Genomic DNA, 19,715 nt, shown 5'->3' on the forward strand with positions numbered 1-19,715 from the left:
GAGCGACACCGTGATCGGCCGCATCCCCGTCCTGGACGTCAGCCCGCTCGTCGACGGCGGCCGCCGCCCGGCCAAGGCCGTCGTCGGCGAGACCTTCCTGGTCACCGCGACCGTCTTCCGCGAGGGCCACGACGCCGTCAACGCCAACGTGGTGCTGCGCGACCCGCGCGGCCGCGGCGGCCCGTGGACCCCGATGCGCGAGCTCGCCGAGGGCACCGACCGCTGGGGCGCGTACGTCACCCCGACCGCGCCCGGCCGCTGGTCGTACCTGGTGGAGGCGTGGAGCGACCCGATCGCCACCTGGCGCAGGACCGCCTCGGTGAAGCTGCCCGCCGGGATCGACACCGCGCTGGTCCTGGAGGAGGGCGCCCGGCTGTTCGAGCAGGCCGCGGCCGGCGTGCCGAAGAAGGAGGGCCGCGCCGACGTGCTGGCCGCCGCCGACGCGCTGCGCGACCCGGCCATGCCGCCGCTGTCCCGGCTGGCCGCCGCCCTCGCCCCCGAGGTGCTGGAGCTGCTGACCCGGTACCCGCTGCGCGAGCTGCTCAGCGCCTCCCGCCCGCTGCCGCTGCAGGTGGACCGCGAGCGCGCGCTGTTCGGCTCCTGGTACGAGTTCTTCCCGCGCTCGGAGGGCGCCGTGGTGGACCCGGCCGGTGTCGAGCCGCCGCGCCCGGGCACCCTGCGCACCGCCGCCGAGCGGCTGCCGGCGGTCGCCGCGATGGGCTTCGACGTGGTCTACCTGCCGCCGGTCCACCCGATCGGCCGAGCCTTCCGCAAGGGCCCGGACAACACCCTGACGGCCGGTCCGCACGACGTCGGCTCGCCCTGGGCGATCGGCTCCCCCGAGGGCGGCCACGACGCGGTCCACCCCGACCTCGGCACCATCGAGGACTTCGACCACTTCGTCACCGAGGCCCGGGACCTGCACCTGGAGGTGGCGCTCGACTTCGCCCTCCAGTGCTCCCCCGACCACCCCTGGGTGAACAAGCACCCGGAATGGTTCAGCCACCGCGCGGACGGCACCATCGCCTACGCCGAGAACCCGCCGAAGAAGTACCAGGACATCTTTCCGATCAACTTCGACCAGGACATGGACGGAATCGTCAAGGAAACCATCCGGATCCTGCGCTTCTGGATGTCCCACGGCGTGCGGATCTTCCGGGTCGACAACCCGCACACCAAACCGGTGGTGTTCTGGGAGAAGGTGCTCGGCGACATCGCCCGCACCGACCCGGATGTCGTGTTCCTGGCGGAGGCCTTCACCCGCCCGGCGATGATGCACACCCTGGCGAAGATCGGTTTCCACCAGTCGTACACGTACTTCACCTGGCGCACCACCAAGCCGGAACTCACCGAGTACCTCACCGAACTCACCGGTGACACGGCCGCCTACATGCGCCCCAACTTCTTCGCCAACACCCCGGACATCCTGCACGAGTACCTCCAGCAGGGCGGCCGCGCCGCCTTCGCCGTCCGCGCCGTGCTCGCCGCCACCCTCTCCCCCAGCTACGGCGTCTACGCCGGGTACGAGCTGTACGAGAACGAGCCGGCCCACCCGGGCTCCGAGGAGTACCTGCACTCGGAGAAGTACGAGCTGCGCCCCCGCGACTGGGCCCGCACCGACACCCTCGCCCCGCTGCTGACCGTGCTGAACCGGCTGCGCCGGCGCCACCCCGCCCTGCAGCAGCTGCGCGACCTGCGCTTCCACCCCACCGACAACGACCGGGTGCTCGCCTACTCCAAGACCGCGACCACCCCCGAGGGGCTCACCGACCAGGTCATCACCGTCGTGAACCTCGACCCGCACCACGTCCAGGAGGCCACCGTCACCCTCGAGGGCGACGGCCCGTTCGCGGTGCACGACGAGCTCACCGGCGCCGTCTACACCTGGGGCCGGCACAACTACGTCCGGCTCGATCCCTCAGCCGAGCCGGCTCACCTCCTCACGGTTCGGAGGAACCCAGCGTGACAGTGAACGAGCCCGTCCCCGACACCTTCCCCGAGACCTCGAAGAAGAACCTGGACCCCGAGTGGTTCAAGCGTGCGGTGTTCTACGAGGTGCTGGTGCGGTCCTTCCAGGACAGCAACGGCGACGGGGTCGGGGACCTCAAGGGGCTCACGGCCAAGCTCGACTACCTCCAGTGGCTCGGGATCGACTGCCTCTGGCTGCCCCCGTTCTTCGCCTCGCCGCTGCGCGACGGCGGGTACGACGTGTCCGACTACACCTCGGTGCTGCCGGAGTTCGGCGACCTCGCCGACTTCATGGAGTTCACCGACGCCGCGCACGCCCGGGGCATGCGGGTGATCATCGACTTCGTCATGAACCACACCAGCGACCAGCACCCGTGGTTCCAGGCCTCCCGGGCGGACCCGGACGGGCCGTACGGCGACTTCTACATGTGGGCCGACGACGACAAGCAGTACCCGGACGCCCGGATCATCTTCGTCGACACCGAGACCTCCAACTGGACCTACGACCCCGTCCGCAAGCAGTACTACTGGCACCGCTTCTTCTCGCACCAGCCCGACCTCAACTACGACAACCCCCGGGTCCAGGACGAGATGATCGCCGGGCTGCGGTTCTGGCTCGACCTCGGCATCGACGGCTTCCGGCTGGACGCGGTGCCGTACCTCTTCGCCCGCGAGGGCACCAACTGCGAGAACCTGCCCGAGACCCACGAGTTCCTCCAGCGGGTCCGCAAGGAGATCGACGCCGACTACCCCGACACCGTGCTGCTCGCCGAGGCCAACCAGTGGCCGGAGGACGTCGTCGACTACTTCGGCGACTTCACCTCGGGCGGCGACGAGTGCCACATGGCGTTCCACTTCCCGGTGATGCCGCGGATCTTCATGGCGGTGCGCCGCGAGTCCCGCTACCCGGTCTCCGAGATTCTCGCCAAGACCCCGCAGATCCCCAACGGCTGCCAGTGGGGCATCTTCCTGCGCAACCACGACGAGCTGACCCTGGAGATGGTCACCGACGAGGAGCGCGACTACATGTACGCGGAGTACGCCAAGGACCCCCGGATGCGCGCCAACGTGGGCATCCGCCGCCGGCTCGCCCCGCTGCTGGAGAACGACCGCAACCAGATCGAGCTGTTCACCGCCCTGCTGTTCTCCCTGCCCGGCTCGCCGGTGCTCTACTACGGGGACGAGATCGGCATGGGCGACAACATCTGGCTCGGCGACCGGGACGGCGTGCGCACGCCGATGCAGTGGACCCCGGACCGCAACGCGGGTTTCTCCTCCGCCGACCCGGGCAGGCTCAGTCTGCCGCCCATCATGGACCCGGTGTACGGCTACCAGGTGACCAACGTCGAGGCGCAGCAGAGCAGTTCGAGTTCGCTGCTGCACTGGACGCGTCGCATGATCGAGATCCGCAAGCTCAATCCGGCGTTCGGCCTCGGCAGCTACACCGAACTGCCGTCCAGCAACCCCGCCGTCCTGGCCTTCGTGCGCGAGTACGAGGGGGACCTGGTCATGTGCGTGAACAACTTCTCGCGGTTCGCGCAGCCGACCGAGCTGGACCTGCGGCAGTACGGCGGGCGGTACCCGGTCGAACTGATCGGCGGGGTGCGCTTCCCGTCGATCGGCGAGTGGCCCTACCTGCTCACCCTCGCCGGACACGGCTTCTACTGGTTCCAGCTCCGGCAGCCCCCGCGCCTGAGCGGGACCAGGCGATCGAAGTAACGATCCGCCGCACGCGCCACGACAGCACCACCAGACCCTCCGGGGGCGCCAGTTGGACCACAGCGCCCCCGGAGTTCTCTGCACCACCGCGTACGGAGAACAGCCCAACGGCCACCCACACGAAGGCGTGACACCCGAGCCGTGCTCGCGTGCCGCGACCGCCGCGCCGCCGAAATCCGGAAGACTGACGGACCCGGCCACGACCCGTCGGGCCGTCCGCGCGCTTCCGGGGAAAGGGAGTCATGTCCGAAACCTCCCGTTCTCAAGCCCATGTGCAGCACGACGCCCAGGCCGGCCCCACCGTGCCGACCGGCGCGCGGGGCTCCGGGGCCCGGAGAACCGCCCTGGGGGTCAGCGAGCTCATCCAGGCGGCGCTGCCGCTGATCGCCGCGTGGCTGCCCACCCAGCGCTGGTACGCCGGGAAGGGACGGCCCATCACCGGCCTCACCCCGGTGGTCGGCACCCCGCTGCAGGTCGGCGACCCGGCCCTGCTGCACCTGCTGCTGCGGGTCGAGCACGCCACCACGGCCGGCGCCCCGCACGGCGACATCTACCAGCTGCTGCTCGGCATCCGCTCCCAGGGCCCCGGCGACATCGGACCCGGCGCGGTGCTCGGCCGGCTCAGCCAGGGCCCGTACGACGGCGCGACCCTGTACGACGCGGTGCACGACCCCGAACTCACCGGACGGCTGCTCGAACACCTGGCCACCGGCGACCGCTTCGGCTCGCTCTCCTTCCGCCGCACCCCCGGCTCCGGGCTGCCCGCCAACCTCCCCGGCCGCGCCTCCACCGCCGAGCAGTCCAACAGCTCGGTCATCTACGGCACCTCCTACATCCTCAAGCTGTTCCGCCGCATCCACCCCGGCACCAACCCCGACCTCGAACTCTCGCTCGCCCTCTCCCGGGCCGGCTCCACCCGGATCCCCCGGGTCGCCGCCTGGTTCGAGAGCCGGATGGAACGCGCCGAACCCGCCACCCTCGGCCTGCTCCAGCGCTACCTGCCGGACGCCGAGGACGGCTGGGAACTCGCCCTCGACCAGGTCGGCCGGCTCAAGGGCGACCGCTCCCCCGGCAACTTCGCCATCGAGGCGCACCGGCTCGGCCGGGCCACCGCCGAGGTGCACCGGGTACTGGCCCGCTCGATGCCGGTCGCCCGGCTCGACCGCACCCAGACCGGACGGCTCGCCACCACCATGGCCGACCGGCTGGACAGCGCCGTCGCCGCCGTCCCCGGACTGCTCCGCTTCCGGTCCGCCCTGCGCACCGCCTTCCAACAGCTCGCCGACGCCCACCCGGACGGCCTCCCGGTCCAGCGCATCCACGGCGACCTGCACCTCGGGCAGGCCATGCGGACCCCGCACGGGTGGGTGCTGCTGGACTTCGAGGGCGAGCCGGCCAAATCGGTCAACGAGCGCCGGGAACCGCAGCCCGCCCTGCGCGACGTCGCCGCGATGCTCCGCTCCTTCGACTACGCGGCCGCCCACCTGCTGGCCGGCGGCCCGGTCGACCCGGAACTGGCCCACCTCGCCGCCGCCTGGGCCCAGCGCAACCGCACCGCCTTCTGCGCCGGCTACACCGCCGGAGGCGGCGCCGACCCGGCCGCCTCGCCGGAGCTGATGAGGGCACTGGAGATCGACAAGGCGGTCTACGAGGTGGTCTACGAGGCCCGGCACCGGCCGAGCTGGCTGCCGATCCCGCTGGCCGCGATCAACCGGCTCGCCCTCTCCGTCTGATCCCGCCCCGCCCGTCCGCCCGTCCGCCACGAGTTCGCCCATCCCGCCGCAGGAGGACCACGCCGTGACGCCGCTCGACCCGACCGGCCGCCCCACCCGACCCGTCCCGGCCACCTTCCTGGCCGGGTCCTCCGCACCCCGAGCCGAACGGCCCGACCACCCGGAGGCGAGCGAGCGAGTCACCACCCCGCCCCGAGCCGAACGGCCCGAACGGCTGGAAGCGGGTGAGGAAGTCGCACCTCCCGTCACAGCCCTCCGCCTGCCCGAGGCGCCGCTGCCGCCGTCCGAGGTGGACCGGCTGGTGAGCGGGCAGCACCACGACCCGCACGGGGTGCTCGGCGCGCACCCGGTGCACGGCGGCACGGCGATCCGGGTGCTGCGCCCGTTCGCCGAGCGGGTGGTCGTCGAGACCGCCCACGGCCCGGCCGAACTCACCCACCAGCAGAGCGGGTTGTTCACCGGCCTGGTGGCCGGCGACGAACCGTCCGACTACACCCTGCTGGTGACCTACGCCGACGGCCGGCCGCTGCGCCAGCGGGACGGCTACCGCACCCCGCCCACCCTCGGCGAACTCGACCTGCACCTGATCTCCGAGGGCCGGCACGAGCAGCTGTGGCAGGCGCTCGGCTCGCACGTGCGCACCGTCGACGGCGTGGCCGGCACCGCGTTCGCCGTCTGGGCGCCGAACGCCGTCGGAGTCCGGCTGATCGGCGACTTCAACCACTGGAACGGCACCGGGCACCCGATGCGCTCGCTCGGCTCCTCCGGGATCTGGGAGCTGTTCGTCCCCGGCCTGGCCGAGGGCACCACGTACAAGTACGAGGTGCACACCCGGCAGGGCTGGGTGCTCGACAAGGCCGACCCGCTGGCCCGGGCCGCCCAGTGCCCGCCCGGCACCGCCTCGGTGGTCACCTCCTCCGACTACCGGTGGCAGGACGACGAGTGGATGGCCCGCCGGGCCCGCACCCCGCACCACCGGGCGCCGATGTCGGTCTACGAGCTGCACCTGCCCTCCTGGCGCCCCGACCTCACCACCTACCGCGCCATCGCCGAGGAACTGCCGCGCTACCTCAAGGAGTTGAACTTCACCCACGTGGAGTTCATGCCGGTGATGGAGCACCCCTTCGGCGGCTCCTGGGGCTACCAGGTGTCCGGCTACTACGCCCCCACCGCCCGGCTGGGCGGCCCGGACGACTTCCGGCACCTGGTGGACACCCTGCACCGGCACGGCATCGGCGTGATCGTCGACTGGGTGCCCGCGCACTTCCCCAAGGACGACTTCGCGCTCGCCCGCTTCGACGGCGAGCCGCTGTACGAGCCCGCCGACCCGCTGCGCGCCGAGCACCCCGACTGGGGGACGCTGGAGTTCGACTACGGCCGCAAGGAGGTGCGCAACTTCCTGGTGGCCAACGCGGTCTACTGGTGCGAGGAGTTCCACATCGACGGCCTGCGGGTGGACGCCGTCGCCTCGATGCTCTACCTGGACTACTCCCGCGAGGGCGGCGCCTGGACGCCCAACCAGCACGGCGGCCGGGAGAACCTGGACGCGGCCGCCTTCCTGCAGGAGATGAACGCCACCGTCTACCGGCGCTGCCCGGGCGTGATCACCATCGCCGAGGAGTCCACCGCCTGGGACGGCGTCACCCGCCCCACCGACGCCGGCGGCCTCGGCTTCGGGCTGAAGTGGAACATGGGCTGGATGCACGACTCGCTGGTCTACATGTCCAAGGAGCCGGTGCACCGCAAGTACCACCACAACGAGATCACCTTCTCGATGGTGTACGCCTACTCCGAGAACTACGTCCTGCCGATCTCGCACGACGAGGTCGTCCACGGCAAGCAGGCCCTGGTCTCCAAGATGCCCGGCGACTGGTGGCAGCAGCGCGCCAACCACCGCGCCTACCTGGGCTTCATGTGGTCCCACCCGGGCAAGCAACTGCTCTACATGGGCCAGGAGTTCGCCCAGGGCGCGGAGTGGGACCACGAGCAGGGCCCGCAGTGGTGGGTGCTCGACGAGCAGTGGCCGGCCCACCAGGACCACCTGGGAGTGCGCCGGCTGGTCCGCGACCTCAACCGGCGCTACCTCGACACCCCGGCCCTGTGGGAGCTGGACACCACCCCGGACGGCTTCCGGTGGCTCGACGGCGGCGCGGCCGAGGACAACCTGCTCTCCTTCGTCCGCTACGCGGCCGACGGCACCCCGCTGGTCGCGGTCTGCAACTTCTCCCCGGTCGTCCGCCACGGCCGCCGGGTCGGCCTGCCCCGCCTGGCCGGCCGCGACCAGCTGTGGGAGGAACTGCTGAACACCGACACCGAGGAGTACGGCGGCGGCGGCATCGGCAACTCGCACCCGGTCAAGGCCGACCCGGTGGAGTGGGACGGCCAGCCCCGCTCGGCCGAACTGATCCTCCCCCCGCTCGCCACCCTCTGGCTCCGCCCGGCCCGCTGAGGACCCCGAGTGCCCGCCCGCCGCCACGGGCGGGCACTCACCTGGGGGCCGTGACGGGGAACCCGAGCTCTTCCGCGGCCCTGCCGAGCTCGCGGTCGTAGGTGACGAAGTCGGTGAGTTCGGCACGGAAGGGCTCCGCGCTGGCCAGATGGAGCGCGTCCAGCGACCCCAGCCTCGGAGTGCGGTAGGCGAGGGCCCTGGCCAGCACCGCGCTGCTGAGGTCGACCCGGTAGGCACCCCGGAGCGCTTGGTCGACGTGGTACGGGACCAGCTGGTGCGAAAGGCCCGCGCGGAGCAGCGTACGGGTGATCTCCAGCCGGGCCAGCTCGCTGGTGATCAGTTCGGTGCCGTCCGGGAGTGCCTGCCTCCAGGCGCGCAGCGCGGCCGTCTCCGGCTCCGGCTTGATGAACTTGAGCAGCGCGCACGAGTCGAGGTAGATCAACGGTCGCGCTCCCGGTTCCGCTCTTCGATCAGAAGGTCCGACAGGCTGCCGACGTCCGGCAGCAGGTCGAGGGCGAGGTCGGGCATGCCCTGCTCGGCGGGCGGAGTGACCTCGCCGGCCGCGACCATGCGTTCGAGGGTGGTGTCCGGGGCCGCTTCCGGCACCAGTCTCAGCACGGGCCGCCCGCGGTCGGTCACGACGATCGTCGCGCCGGCCCGGACCCGCGCGACCGCCTTCGACGGGTTCTGGTTCAGTTCACGCAGTCCCATGGTCTCCATACCCTCCAATGTAACTACATCATGTAGGTACATCAAGGCGGAGCGTCGACGCAAATCCCGAGTCCAGGCCGTTCGTCCCTTGCCCGCCGTGGGCGGCTCTGCTCGCGGACGGGCGTTCGTGGTGCGAAGGTATGGTCGGGATGACCACCCACCGAGACGACGGGACGGAGACATCCGCGTGGCGCGCAGCGTGTACGTGACCGGGATCGACCGGGGGGACGGCCGGCAGGCGGTCGAACTCGGGGTCATGGAACTGCTCACCCGCCAGGTGGACCGGGTCGGGGTCTTCCGCCCGCTGGTGCACGCCTCGGCACCGGGGCGGCCGGGGTCGGACCACGTGGTCGAGCTGCTGCGCGGCCGCTACCGGATCGACCTGCCGAGCGCCGACCTGTACGGCCTCACCTACGAGGAGGCCGCCGCCCTGCAGGCCGCCCGGGGACAGGACGAACTGGTCTCCGTGCTGGTCGACCGGTTCCACGCGGTGGAACGGCGCTGCCAGGCGGTGCTGGTGCTCGGCACCGACTTCGCCGACACCAACATCCCGGACGAGCTCGCCTTCAACGCCCGGCTGGCCAACGAGTTCGGCGCCGCCGTGCTGCCGGTGGTCGGCGGGCACGCGGCGGACCCGGACGCCGTGACCGCGGAGGTGCGCAACGCCCACCGGGCTTACACCGACCTCGGCTGCGAGACCCTGGCGATGATCGCCAACCGGGTCGCGCCGGGCGGCAAGCAGCGGATCCAGCGCACGCTCACCGAGAAGCTGCCGATCCCCGCCTACGTCATCCCGGAGGAGCCGGCGCTGGCCGCGCCGACCGTCGCCCAGCTGGTCGAGGCGACCGGCGCCGAGGTGCTGCTCGGGGACGCGGCCGGACTGGCCCGGGACGTGCGCGGCTACGTCTTCGGCGGCGCCATGCTGCCGACCTTCCTGGACGCGCTGACCGAGGGCGCGCTGGTCGTCACCCCCGGGGACCGCGCCGACCTGGTGATCGGCTCGCTGGCCGCGCACGCCGCCGGCGCCCCGCCGATCGCCGGCATCCTGCTGACGCTCGGCCAGCACCCCGGCCCGAACGTGATGGCACTGGCCGCCCGGCTCGCCCCCGGCACCCCGGTCGCGGTCGTCCCCGAGGGCAGCTGGCCCACCGCCGCGGCCCTGACCCACCTGGAGGGCAAGCTCACCGCGGCCAGCGCCCGGAAGGCCGAGATCGCCCTCGGCCTGTTCGAACTGCACGTCGACACCGTCGAGTTGACCAACCGGATCGAGGTCGGCCGGTCCGAGCGGGTGACCCCGATGATGTTCGAGCACGAGCTGCTGGAGCGCGCCCGGGCCGGCCGTCGGCACGTCGTGCTGCCCGAGGGCACCGAGGAGCGGGTGCTGCGCGCGGCCGAGATCCTGCTGCGCCGCAACATCTGCGACCTCACCCTGCTCGGCGAGCCGGACGCGGTGCGCCGCAAGGCCGCGGGCCTCGGCATCGACCTCCCGCGAGAGGACCCGGGCACCGACCGCGCCCAGGTCCGGATCGTCGACCCGGCCACCAGCCCGCTGCGCCGCCAGTTCGCCGAGCTGTACGCGCGGCTGCGGGCCCACAAGGGGATGACCGTCGAGCTGGCCCTGGACGTCGTCACCGACGTCTCCTACTTCGGCACCCTGATGGTCCAGGAGGGCATCGCGGACGGCATGGTGTCCGGCGCGGTGCACTCCACCGCGGCCACCATCCGGCCCGCCTTCGAGGTGATCAAGACCTCGCCGGGCGCCTCGATCGTCTCCTCGGTCTTCTTCATGTGCCTGGCCGACAAGGTCCTGGTGTACGGCGACTGCGCGGTCAACCCCGACCCGGACGCCCAGCAACTGGCCGACATCGCCATCCAGGCCGCCGCCACCGCCGCCCAGTTCGGGGTGGAGCCGCGGGTCGCGATGCTCTCGTACTCGACCGGCACCTCCGGCTCCGGCGCGGACGTCGACAAGGTCCGCAAGGCCACCGAGCTCGTCCGCGAGCTGCGCCCGGACATCCTGGTCGAGGGCCCGATCCAGTACGACGCGGCGGTGGACGAGCGCGTCGCGGCCACCAAGCTGCCGGGCTCGGCGGTGGCCGGGCGGGCCACCGTGCTGATCTTCCCGGACCTCAACACCGGCAACAACACCTACAAGGCCGTCCAGCGCTCGGCCGGCGCGGTCGCGGTCGGCCCGGTGCTGCAGGGGCTGCGCAAGCCCGTCAACGACCTCTCGCGCGGGGCGCTGGTGCAGGACATCGTCAACACCGTCGCGATCACCGCCATCCAGTCCCAGTCCCAGGACCGCACGCAGGACCGCAAGGAGCTTCAGGCATGAGTGAAGGTACCCGCGTCCTGGTGCTGAACGCCGGCTCCTCGTCGGTGAAGTACCAGCTGATCGACATGCTGGACGGCGCCCGGCTGGCCTCCGGGCTGGTGGAGCGGATCGGCGAGACCGGCGGCCGGCTGGTGCACACCCCGGGGACGGGCGAGCGGCGCGAGGCGTCGCAGGGCTTCCCCGACCACTCCGCCGCGCTGAAGGCCGTCGCCGAGGAACTGGCCGCCGACGGCCTCGGGCTGGACTCCCCCGAGCTGGCCGCGATCGGCCACCGGGTGGTGCACGGCGGCCAGCGGTTCACCGAGCCGACCGTGATCACCGACGAGGTGCTGCGGGAGATCCGCCGGCTGATCCCGGTCGCCCCGCTGCACAACCCGGCCAACATCACCGGCATCGAGGTGGCCCGGGCGCTGCGCCCCGACCTCCCCCAGGTGGCCGTCTTCGACACCGCCTTCCACGCCTCGATGCCCGAGTCCGCCGCCCGGTACGCGATCGACAAGGCCGTCGCCGACGAGCACCGGGTTCGCCGCTACGGCTTCCACGGCACCTCGCACCAGTACGTCTCGCGGGCCACCGCCCGGCTGCTCGGCAAGGACCCGGCCGAGGTCAACGTGATCGTGCTGCACCTGGGCAACGGCGCCTCCGCCTCGGCGGTCGCCGGGGGCCGCTGCGTGGACACCTCGATGGGCCTGACCCCGCTGGAGGGCCTGGTCATGGGCACCCGCTCGGGCGACATCGACGCCGGCGTGGTGTTCCACCTGCACCGGGTCGGCGGGCTGTCCGTCGACGAGATCGACGACCTGCTCAACCGCCGCAGCGGCCTGCGCGGGCTGTGCGGCGAGAACGACATGCGCGAGATCATGCGGCGCGCCGACGAGGGCGACGCGGACGCCGCGCTCGCCTTCGACGCGTACGTCCACCGGCTGCGCAAGTACATCGGCGGCTACTACGCGGTACTCGGCCGGGTGGACGCGATCGCGTTCACCGCGGGGGTCGGGGAGAACGCGGCGCCGGTGCGCGCGGCGGCCACCGCGGGGCTGGAGGAGCTGGGCATCGCCGTGGACCCGGAGCTGAACTCGGTGCGTTCCGGCGAGGCCCGGATCATCTCGCCCGCGTTCGCCCGGGTGGCGGTCGCGGTGGTGCCCACCGACGAGGAACTGGAGATCGCCCGGCAGACCTTCGCCCTGGTGCACCGGGAGGGTGAACAGTCCGAGGACTGACACGGAATTGTCTCGCTCTTCGGGACAAATCGTCGGCGATTCCTCCCCATCCGTGCCGAATGCACCGATAACACGAACGGATAGACTGATCCATATGCGCCGAGCGAAAATTGTCTGCACCCTGGGTCCCGCGACGGACTCCTACGAACAGCTGAAGGCCATCGTCGAGGCGGGCATGAACGTCGCCCGACTGAACATGAGCCACGGCAACCACGCGGACCACGAGGAGCGGTACCGAAAGGTCCGCCAGGTCTCGGAGGACACCGGCAAGGCCATCGGCGTCCTGGCCGACCTCCAGGGTCCGAAGATCCGTCTGGCGACCTTCGCCAACGGCCCGGTGACCGTCGACAACGGCGACGAGTTCACCATCACCACCGAAGACGTCCCCGGTGACCAGTACATCTGCGGCACCACCTACAAGGGCCTGCCCGGCGACGTGAAGCCCGGCGACCCGATCCTGATCAACGACGGCGTCATCGCCCTGGAGGTCGTCAGCGTCGACGGCCCGCGGGTGAAGACCGTGGTGGTCGAGGGCGGCGTGCTCTCAAACAACAAGGGCATCAACCTGCCCGGCGCGGCCGTGAACGTGCCCGCCCTGTCCGAGAAGGACAAGGACGACCTGCGCTTCTCGCTGCGCCTGGGCGTCGACATGGTGGCCCTGTCCTTCGTCCGCAACGCGGACGACATCAAGGACGTCCACGAGGTCATGGACGAGGTCGGCATCCGCGTGCCGGTCATCGCCAAGATCGAGAAGCCGCAGGCCGTCGAGGCCATGGAGGAGATCGTCCTCGCCTTCGACGCCATCATGGTCGCCCGCGGCGACCTCGCCGTCGAGTACCCGCTGGAGCGGGTGCCGCTGGTCCAGAAGCAGCTGGTCACCCTGGCCCGCCGCAACGCCAAGCCGGTCATCGTCGCCACCCAGATGATGGAGTCGATGATCCACGCCTCGCGCCCGACCCGCGCCGAGGTCTCCGACGTCGCCAACGCCATCCTGGACGGCGCCGACGCGGTGATGCTCTCCGCCGAGTCCAGCGTCGGCAAGTACCCGATCGAGACCGTCCGCACCATGAGCCGGATCTGCGAGAAGGCCGAGGAGGAGCTGGTCTCCCAGGGCCTGCAGCCGCTCAACCCGGGCCGCAAGCCGCGCACCCAGGGCGGCTCGGTCGCCCGCGCCGCGTGCGAGCTGGGCGACTTCCTCGACGGCAAGGCGCTGGTCGCCTTCACCAAGTCCGGTGACACCGCCCGCCGGCTGTCCCGCTACCGGTCGCCGATCCCGGTGATCGCGTTCACCCCGGACAGCGCGACCCGCAACCAGCTCTCGCTGAGCTGGGGCGTCGAGGCGTACGTGACCGAGCAGGTGGCCACCACCGACGCCATGGTCGCCCAGGTCGACCGTGAGCTGCTGCGGATGGGCCGCCTCGCCGAGGGCGAGACCGTCATCGTCACCGCCGGTGTCCCGGTCGGCATCCCCGGCACCACCAACATGGTGCAGGTGCACCACCTCGGCACCCGGGGCGAGTGACCCCAGGCTCCGCAAGAACGCCCGTGGGGCGGTCCTCCGAGTCCGGAGGGCCGCCCCACGGGCGTCTCTTCCCCACGTGTCGCCGTGGGGTGCGTCGGCTGCTGGTCGCTTACCCGTCGCTTACTTGCCGCTTGCTTGACGGTCGCTCACTTGTCGCTGTACGGCGCGTCGTCGTTGAACAGGTGCATCCCCGGGATGTGCAGGGTGCCGCCGAACTGGCCGGCCTGCTTGGCGGTGACGCCGGTCAGCTCCAGGTCCAGCGGGATCGGGATGGCACCGATCAGGTCGTACAGCCAGCGCGGCAGGGTGTCCGGGGTGAGGGTGACCTCGCCCAGGTCGATCGGGATCGGCAGGCCGAGCACCTTGGAGAGGTGGCCGGACAGCCGCTCCACGTACATGGTGACCTGGCCGTTGCGCATGGTCGAGGTGGAGCCCTTGGCGCCCTGGACGTGGAAGGTCACACCGTTGCCCTGCAGGGTCGACATGTCGAGGTTGTCGATGTCGACGCTGTCGACCACGAACTTCAGCACCCGCTTGCTGCCGGTCGGCGTCTTCACGTCGTAGACGCCGTGGAAGGCCGCGCCGTGCAGGGCCAGCCGACTGGTCACCAGCGTCCAGTTCTGCTCCGGGACGACATGCCCGGGGGCGGCCGCACCGGCGGTCAGACTCCGGGCGTCCACAGCGCAGTTGGGGTTCGCGGTGGGCGAGGCGGTGGGCGAGGCGGACCGCGAGCCGGAGGCGCCCGCGGTGGGCGAGGCGGTACCGGAGGCACCCGCGGTGGGCGTCGCCTTGGCACTCGCCTTCCCGCTCGCCTTCCCGCTCGGCGTCGCGGCGGGCGAGGGCGCCCCGCCGGAGGGCTGGGCCGCCGCTTCCTGGGCGGCGGCCGGAGCCTGCGGCTGGGCGGGCACGGGCTGGGCCGGGGCGCCGGTGCGCGGGGCCGGTGCGGCCGGGGTGGCGGCCGGCGGCGCCGGGGTGGTGCCGGGCTTGGGCGGCTGGGTCGGGCTCGCCGTCGGGCTCGGTGAACTGCTCGGGTTCAGCAGGTGGTTGATGCCGCCGACGATGTCGTCGATCAGCCCGGCCTGAGTCGCCAGGCCGGTACCGCCGGCGGCGCCCTGGGCCGCGCCCGGGGCCGCCGCGTCACCGGTGGTCACGGCCGCGCGGGCGGCCGGCGGCTGGGTGGCGGGCGTCGCGGCGGGCGGCGGCTTGACCGGCGAGGTCGGCTGCTGGGTGGGCGTCGCGGTGGGCGCCTGGGTCGGGGCCTGGGTGGGGACCGTGGTCGGCACCGAGCTCGGGCCGGTCGACGGCCCGGCGCCGGTCCCCGCGGTGGGCGCGGTGCTCGGCGCGGTGGACGGACCCGGCGGCGGCTCGGGCAGCTCGCTCTTGGGCACGGGTGTCTCGATCGGGGCCACGTCCGGCACCGCGACCGGTGCGTTGCCGCACGGCTTGCCCGCCGCGGGCTCGGCAAGCGCCGGGTTGGGCGTGTAGGCGGCGGCCATCAGCAGCGCGGTCGGCACCGCGGCCATCGCGAGCGCCCGGCCTCTCAGCCGGACCCGTACGGACGTGCGCGGGGCCGCGTGCCGGCCGGGGCGCCGTGCGGGGACGGCGGCGCCGTCGGCTTGCTCGGCCGGCCCGGTCACCGCGCCCCCTCCGGATCGGTGGCGCCGGACTGCTTCGGCAGGGCGGTTCCGGCGGCGGGCTCGGCGGCGGGCGCGGCAGCCGGCTCCTGCGGCTCACCCTGGGCGGGCAGCGTGGCGGTGGGCGCCTCGGTGGCCGGTTCCGCGACGGCGCCCGGCTCGGCAGCGACTGACTCGGTGGCAGCCGGCTCGGTGGCGCGCGGCGCGGTGGCGACGCTCTCCGCCACGGCGTTCGCCGCCGTGGCGTCGGCCGCGCCCTTGGCCCGGCGGCGACGGCCGGCCTTGGCCGTCGGCTCGGCCTTGGGCTCCGGCAGCGGCGCCCAGGAGACCATCAGGCCGCCGCCGATCAGACCGGGCAGCAGCGCCAGCCCGAAGCCCGCCAGATTGGAGACCGGGATCGAGACCAGCGTCAGCAGGATGGTGGCGATGCCGCCGAAGACCCGTACGGCGGGCTGGAACCAGGCGGTCAGACCGAGGATGATCATCAGCACGCCGATGATCAGCGACCCGGCGCCGGCCGTGGTCGACATCGCGATGGTCAGGCCGCCGAACGTCAGGTGCGCGTACGGGAAGTAGAGGATCGGGACGCCGGCGATCATGGCCAGCAGACCGCCCCAGAAGGGCCTGGTGCGGCGGAAATCACGGAAGTGGCGCCAGAGCCAACCGATCGGGTTCTGGTGGCCGGTCCGGGGTTCGACCGTTGCGCTGGACATGGTGCGGCTCCTCGATGTCGCTACGAGGGGAAGAGAATGGGGGTGGGCCGGGAACGGCGGTGGTCCGCCGCCCCCGGCCCCGGGTGGACCCGTGGTCCGGGTGCGCCGACCGGCGTGCCGTCAGGCGCGCCGGCCGGACCTCCCGGTCAGACGAGGCTCAGAAGCACTCGTTGCCCGGGCCGTCGCCGCTCTTGAGCGCGAGGTTCAGGCCGTTCAGCTTGAACGTTCCGGCCGAGGTGGCCCGGGCGACCTGCTGGACACCGCTCAGGTCGGCCTTCTTGGCGGCCTGGGCGAAACCGGTCGGACCGGAGGGCAGGCCGGCGCCGCCGCCCGCCTTGGTGACGCCCGGGTGCGGGGTCCAGCCCTGGGTGGCCGAGCCGGAGAGGGTGGAGGCGTCCTGACCGATGTTGATGTCGGTGAAGGTCGCGTCCGCCTTCAGCTGCTCCAGGTCGATCAGCAGGTTGTCGGCCTGGACGGGCTTGCCCGCCTCGGTGCCGGCGTGCAGCTGCAGGGTGATCTTGCCCAGACCGAAGCCGGTCAGGTCGGTCACCACGGACTGGCACAGGTTGGTGATGTCGGCGTGGTCGAATGCCGAGACCGCGACCGGGTGCGGCTTGCCGTTCGCCTCGATGTCGACCGAGCCGAACTGGGCGAAGTTGGTGCCGTGCAGCTGGTCGGTGCTGACCTTGAACTGCTGGCCGGAAATGCTGAACGAGGCGGCGAGCGCGCTGTTGGCGATCGAGACGCCGACCATCGCGGTGGCCGCGACGCTCGGCACCATCACCAGGGCGAAGCGCTTCCAGCGGGTCTTGCCGTAGGCCTTGGACATGCGAGTCCTCCTTCTAGGACGTACATCTCCGGCTCCCCGGCGGCGCGTCCAGCACCGGTGGGGGCCTGGGATGGGAGAGAGCTACGTCCTCGGTAGCGGAGAGCGCCTTGGGCGTCGTCGGACGCGGGAGCGGTCCGCGTACAGCGGCCCTCCCGGCCAAGCACCGGCCGACCTTGTGGGACGGCGGGCAGGACCGACGACATCGGCGATCACCCCCGAGCGACAACCAGCGACCGCGCAGGGCCGCGCGGCCGGTCGAAGGACAGGAACCGCCGTGGGACCGCGGATACCCCCCTGCCCTCCCTACCGCCGACCGGAGCCGGCGGATCACCCGGTGGGGATCCCGCGCTCCGCGTGGCCGACGGACTGTCGGAGGGTGTGGAGTCTGGGACCGGGCGACGCTGATGCTGCTTGAATCCCGGGCGAAGCACAAGAGGTGCCTTACTGACGGGTAATGCAACATCCGGTGGCGTCGATCATGGAAATGGCGCGATCTGTACCCTGCGTGACGCCTTGAAGGAAAGGTGACGACGAAATCCGCCGGAAACACTGACGAAACACCCGTGGGTGGTCACGGAAGGTGACCACTCACGGGTGAAATCAAGATTTGGTAAACCTCTGTCCGGTTGACCGGATTGTCGCCAAATCACCTGCTGACACCGCAGGTCATCCGCCGTGCCGACCGGGGCCCCGGACCGGCCCGGAACCGGGCCCGAACCCATGCCCGAACCGCCCCGGAAACCGGCCCCGGACGGGGAGCCGAACCAGGCTCAGAACAGCACGCGCGCCAGCGCCGTACGGGCCGCGACGACCCGCGGGTCCTCCGTCCCGATCACCTCGAACAGCTCCAGCAGGCGCACCCGGGCGGCGTCCCGGTCCTCGCCGGCCGTCCGTCCGACGGTGTCCACCAGGCGCCCGAAGGCGTCCTCGACGTGACCGCCGACCAGGTCCAGGTCGGCCGCCTGCAGCTGGACCTCGACGTTCTTCGGGTCGGACGCGGCCGCCGCCCGGACGGCCTGCAGGTCCAGGCCCTCGATCCGCTGCAGCAGCTCGGCCTGGGCCAGGCCCAGCTTGGCCTCGGTGTTGCCCGGCTGCTCGGTCAGCACGTTCCGGTACGCCCGGATGGCACCGCCCAGGTCGCCGGAGTCCAGCGCGTCGTGCGCGGCGGTCAGCGCCGGGTCCTCGGGGCGCTGCGGGGCGGCCGCCCCGGCCTCGCCCGGGGCCGCGGCCGCGGCCGCGCCGCCGCCCACGCCGAAGCGCTGCTCGGCGACCAGGATCAGCTGGTCGAGGATCTTGCGGATGTTGGCGGCGCTCTCCGCGCCCTGGAACAGCGGCACCAGCTGGCCGGCCACCACGGCCATCACGGCGGGGATGCCCTGGATGCCGAACTGCTCGGCGAGCAGCTGGTTGGAGTCCACGTCGATCTTGGCGAGCACGAAGCGGCCGGCGTACTCCTCGGCCAGACCCTCCAGGACCGGGCTGAGCTGCTTGCAGGGGCCGCACCACTCGGCCCAGAAGTCGATGACGACCGGCACCTCGGTGGAGCGCTGGACGACCTCGGCCTCGAAGGTGTCCTCGGTGACGTCGATGACGAGCTGGGAGGCGGACTGGGCGGGGGCGACGCCCGACGCTTCGGCGGCGGCCGCCTGACGGGCCCGCTCGGCCCGGGCCTGCTCGGCCTTCTGGGCGGCCTCGCCGGCCGCCTTCACTGCGGCGAGGTCCACCGCACCGCGCAGGGCGGAGCTGTTGAGACGCGAATTCCGTGGCTGCATGGCACCATCCTCCCCCGTCCGCGCTGCTCGCGGGCACCATCCTCGGGAAAGTCGCGCCACGCGGTCCGCGCGGAGCGGGTTCCCGGGCGCGGTGCCGCTCCCCCGGTAGCCTTGACCGTTCGGCGCGGATCCCCACCCGCGCCCGCGCCGCTCCCGTCCCACGGGTCGCGGCGCCTGGTTGTCACTGCTTTCGCTACGAGTCGTAGCGTAACTGGAGCCGGTGCCCCGGCCGCAAGCCCATCCGGCGGTTCCAGGACGTGACCTGCCCCACTTTCCCGGGTGGCCCGGCTGCCCGAACCGGCCAACAGTCGCTACCGTTACCAGCCCCGCCCAAGTTACTTACCAGTAAAGCGCAAGGAGGCCCGGTGCCGGCCGCCCAGCCCCCCGCGAGCCCGGAGAGCACGCTCCCGCCGTGCGCGGCCCCGGCGAGCACCGTCCCGGCCGGCACCGCCCCGGACGCCGCCGGCCCGGCCCCGGAAGCCGCCGGCGCCACCCGGGCCAAGGGCCGCCCGCGCAGCGCCGCCGCCGACCACGCCATCCTCGACGCCACCCGCGAGGCCCTCGCCGAACTCGGCTGGGGCGGACTGACCATGGGCCACGTGGCGAGCCGGGCCGGGGTCGCCAAGACCACCCTCTACCGCCGCTGGCCGTCCAAGAACGAGCTCGTCGTCGACGCCGTCGCCACCCTCTTCGACGAACTGGAGATGCCCGACCTCGGCAGCCTGCGGGCCGACATCGAGGCCGTGGTGACCCAGTTCGCCGACCTGCTGGCCCGCCCGGAGACCCAGGCCGCGCTGCTCGCGCTGTTCGCCGAGGGCATCCGCGACCGGCAGCTGCACCGCCGGATCCGCGAGGCCATCGTCGACCCGCAGAAGCGGCTGGTCCGCCAGGGCCGGGCGGCCGCCCAGGCGCGCGGCGAACTGGAGGCGGACACCGACGCCGAGGCCGCCCGCGAGGAGGTCGACATCATCTTCGACACCATCGCGGGCACCGTCGAGCACCGCGTCCTGGTCAGCGGCGAGCCGATCACCCCCGCGTGGACCCGCCGCTTCATCGAGCTGCTGCTGGGCCCGCTCACCACGGGCTGAGAACACGGCGCAGCCGCCCGTA

14 protein-coding genes are annotated in these 19,715 nt (G+C 72.4%); 8 read left to right on the plus strand and 6 right to left on the minus strand.

Annotated features, from left to right (window positions below; translation table 11 throughout):
* The first annotated feature begins 10 nt into the window (after positions 1-10).
* The 4 genes from ACYP53_RS03545 to glgB all read left to right on the plus strand — a co-directional run bounded on the left by ACYP53_RS03545 (position 11) and on the right by glgB (position 7,869).
* Positions 11-1,966: an alpha-1,4-glucan--maltose-1-phosphate maltosyltransferase gene (locus tag ACYP53_RS03545; RefSeq protein WP_189915864.1), complete on the plus strand. Its 1,956-nt coding sequence runs from the start codon at positions 11-13 to the stop codon at positions 1,964-1,966.
* Positions 1,963-3,687 carry a maltose alpha-D-glucosyltransferase gene (gene treS, locus ACYP53_RS03550; RefSeq protein ID WP_189915775.1) on the plus strand — a complete coding sequence of 575 codons (1,725 nt, stop codon included), beginning with the start codon at positions 1,963-1,965 and terminating at the stop codon, positions 3,685-3,687. The genes ACYP53_RS03545 and treS overlap by 4 nt, the downstream gene beginning before the upstream one ends.
* Before the next feature lie 242 nt (positions 3,688-3,929).
* Positions 3,930-5,420: a maltokinase N-terminal cap-like domain-containing protein gene (locus tag ACYP53_RS03555; protein ID WP_189915774.1), complete on the plus strand. Its 1,491-nt coding sequence runs from the start codon at positions 3,930-3,932 to the stop codon at positions 5,418-5,420.
* A 64-nt stretch (positions 5,421-5,484) separates the two neighbouring features.
* Positions 5,485-7,869: a 1,4-alpha-glucan branching protein GlgB gene (glgB, locus tag ACYP53_RS03560; RefSeq protein ID WP_459646619.1), complete on the plus strand. Its 2,385-nt coding sequence runs from the start codon at positions 5,485-5,487 to the stop codon at positions 7,867-7,869.
* A 37-nt stretch (positions 7,870-7,906) separates the two neighbouring features.
* Here the strand turns inward: glgB and ACYP53_RS03565 are convergent, their stop codons facing one another.
* Together ACYP53_RS03565 and ACYP53_RS03570 are read right to left on the minus strand one after the other, a co-directional pair.
* Positions 7,907-8,311 carry a type II toxin-antitoxin system VapC family toxin gene (locus tag ACYP53_RS03565; RefSeq protein WP_189915773.1) on the minus strand — a complete coding sequence of 135 codons (405 nt, stop codon included), beginning with the start codon at positions 8,309-8,311 and terminating at the stop codon, positions 7,907-7,909.
* Positions 8,308-8,589: a type II toxin-antitoxin system Phd/YefM family antitoxin gene (locus ACYP53_RS03570; RefSeq protein ID WP_189915772.1), complete on the minus strand. Its 282-nt coding sequence runs from the start codon at positions 8,587-8,589 to the stop codon at positions 8,308-8,310. Before ACYP53_RS03570 ends, ACYP53_RS03565 begins: the two co-directional genes overlap by 4 nt.
* A 178-nt stretch (positions 8,590-8,767) precedes the next feature.
* Here ACYP53_RS03570 and pta point away from each other — a divergent pair, with 178 nt between their 5' ends.
* From pta to pyk, 3 genes are all read left to right on the plus strand, one after another.
* On the plus strand, positions 8,768-10,915 hold the full coding sequence (gene pta / locus ACYP53_RS03575) for a phosphate acetyltransferase (protein WP_459646620.1): 2,148 nt from the start codon (positions 8,768-8,770) through the stop codon (positions 10,913-10,915).
* The gene (locus ACYP53_RS03580) at positions 10,912-12,135 is read left to right on the plus strand and encodes an acetate kinase (RefSeq protein ID WP_459646621.1); all 1,224 of its coding nucleotides are present in this window, start codon (positions 10,912-10,914) and stop codon (positions 12,133-12,135) included. Before pta ends, ACYP53_RS03580 begins: the two co-directional genes overlap by 4 nt.
* 94 nt (positions 12,136-12,229) lie before the next feature.
* A complete protein-coding gene (gene pyk, locus ACYP53_RS03585) occupies positions 12,230-13,657 on the plus strand; it encodes a pyruvate kinase (protein ID WP_189915769.1) in 1,428 nt (475 codons plus the stop codon).
* A 146-nt stretch (positions 13,658-13,803) separates the two neighbouring features.
* Here pyk and ACYP53_RS03590 read toward each other — a convergent pair whose 3' ends face one another.
* From ACYP53_RS03590 to ACYP53_RS03605, 4 genes are all read right to left on the minus strand, one after another.
* Positions 13,804-15,294, minus strand: a complete 1,491-nt coding sequence (locus ACYP53_RS03590; protein WP_459646622.1) for a hypothetical protein — start codon at positions 15,292-15,294, stop codon at positions 13,804-13,806.
* Positions 15,291-16,004, minus strand: a complete 714-nt coding sequence (locus tag ACYP53_RS03595; protein WP_229928528.1) for a DUF6114 domain-containing protein — start codon at positions 16,002-16,004, stop codon at positions 15,291-15,293. The genes ACYP53_RS03590 and ACYP53_RS03595 overlap by 4 nt, the downstream gene beginning before the upstream one ends.
* Positions 16,005-16,161: 157 nt before the next feature.
* A complete protein-coding gene (locus tag ACYP53_RS03600) occupies positions 16,162-16,833 on the minus strand; it encodes a DUF6230 family protein (protein WP_189915767.1) in 672 nt (223 codons plus the stop codon).
* A 770-nt stretch (positions 16,834-17,603) separates the two neighbouring features.
* Positions 17,604-18,605 carry a tetratricopeptide repeat protein gene (locus tag ACYP53_RS03605; RefSeq protein WP_459646623.1) on the minus strand — a complete coding sequence of 334 codons (1,002 nt, stop codon included), beginning with the start codon at positions 18,603-18,605 and terminating at the stop codon, positions 17,604-17,606.
* Positions 18,606-18,970: 365 nt separating this feature from the next.
* Between ACYP53_RS03605 and ACYP53_RS03610 the strand changes: the two genes are divergently transcribed.
* Complete coding sequence (locus tag ACYP53_RS03610; RefSeq protein ID WP_189915765.1) at positions 18,971-19,693, plus strand: TetR/AcrR family transcriptional regulator; 723 nt, start codon at positions 18,971-18,973, stop codon at positions 19,691-19,693.
* Positions 19,694-19,715: the final 22 nt, after the last annotated feature.

The sequence above is a fragment of the Kitasatospora sp. Ki12 genome, from assembly GCF_054601375.1.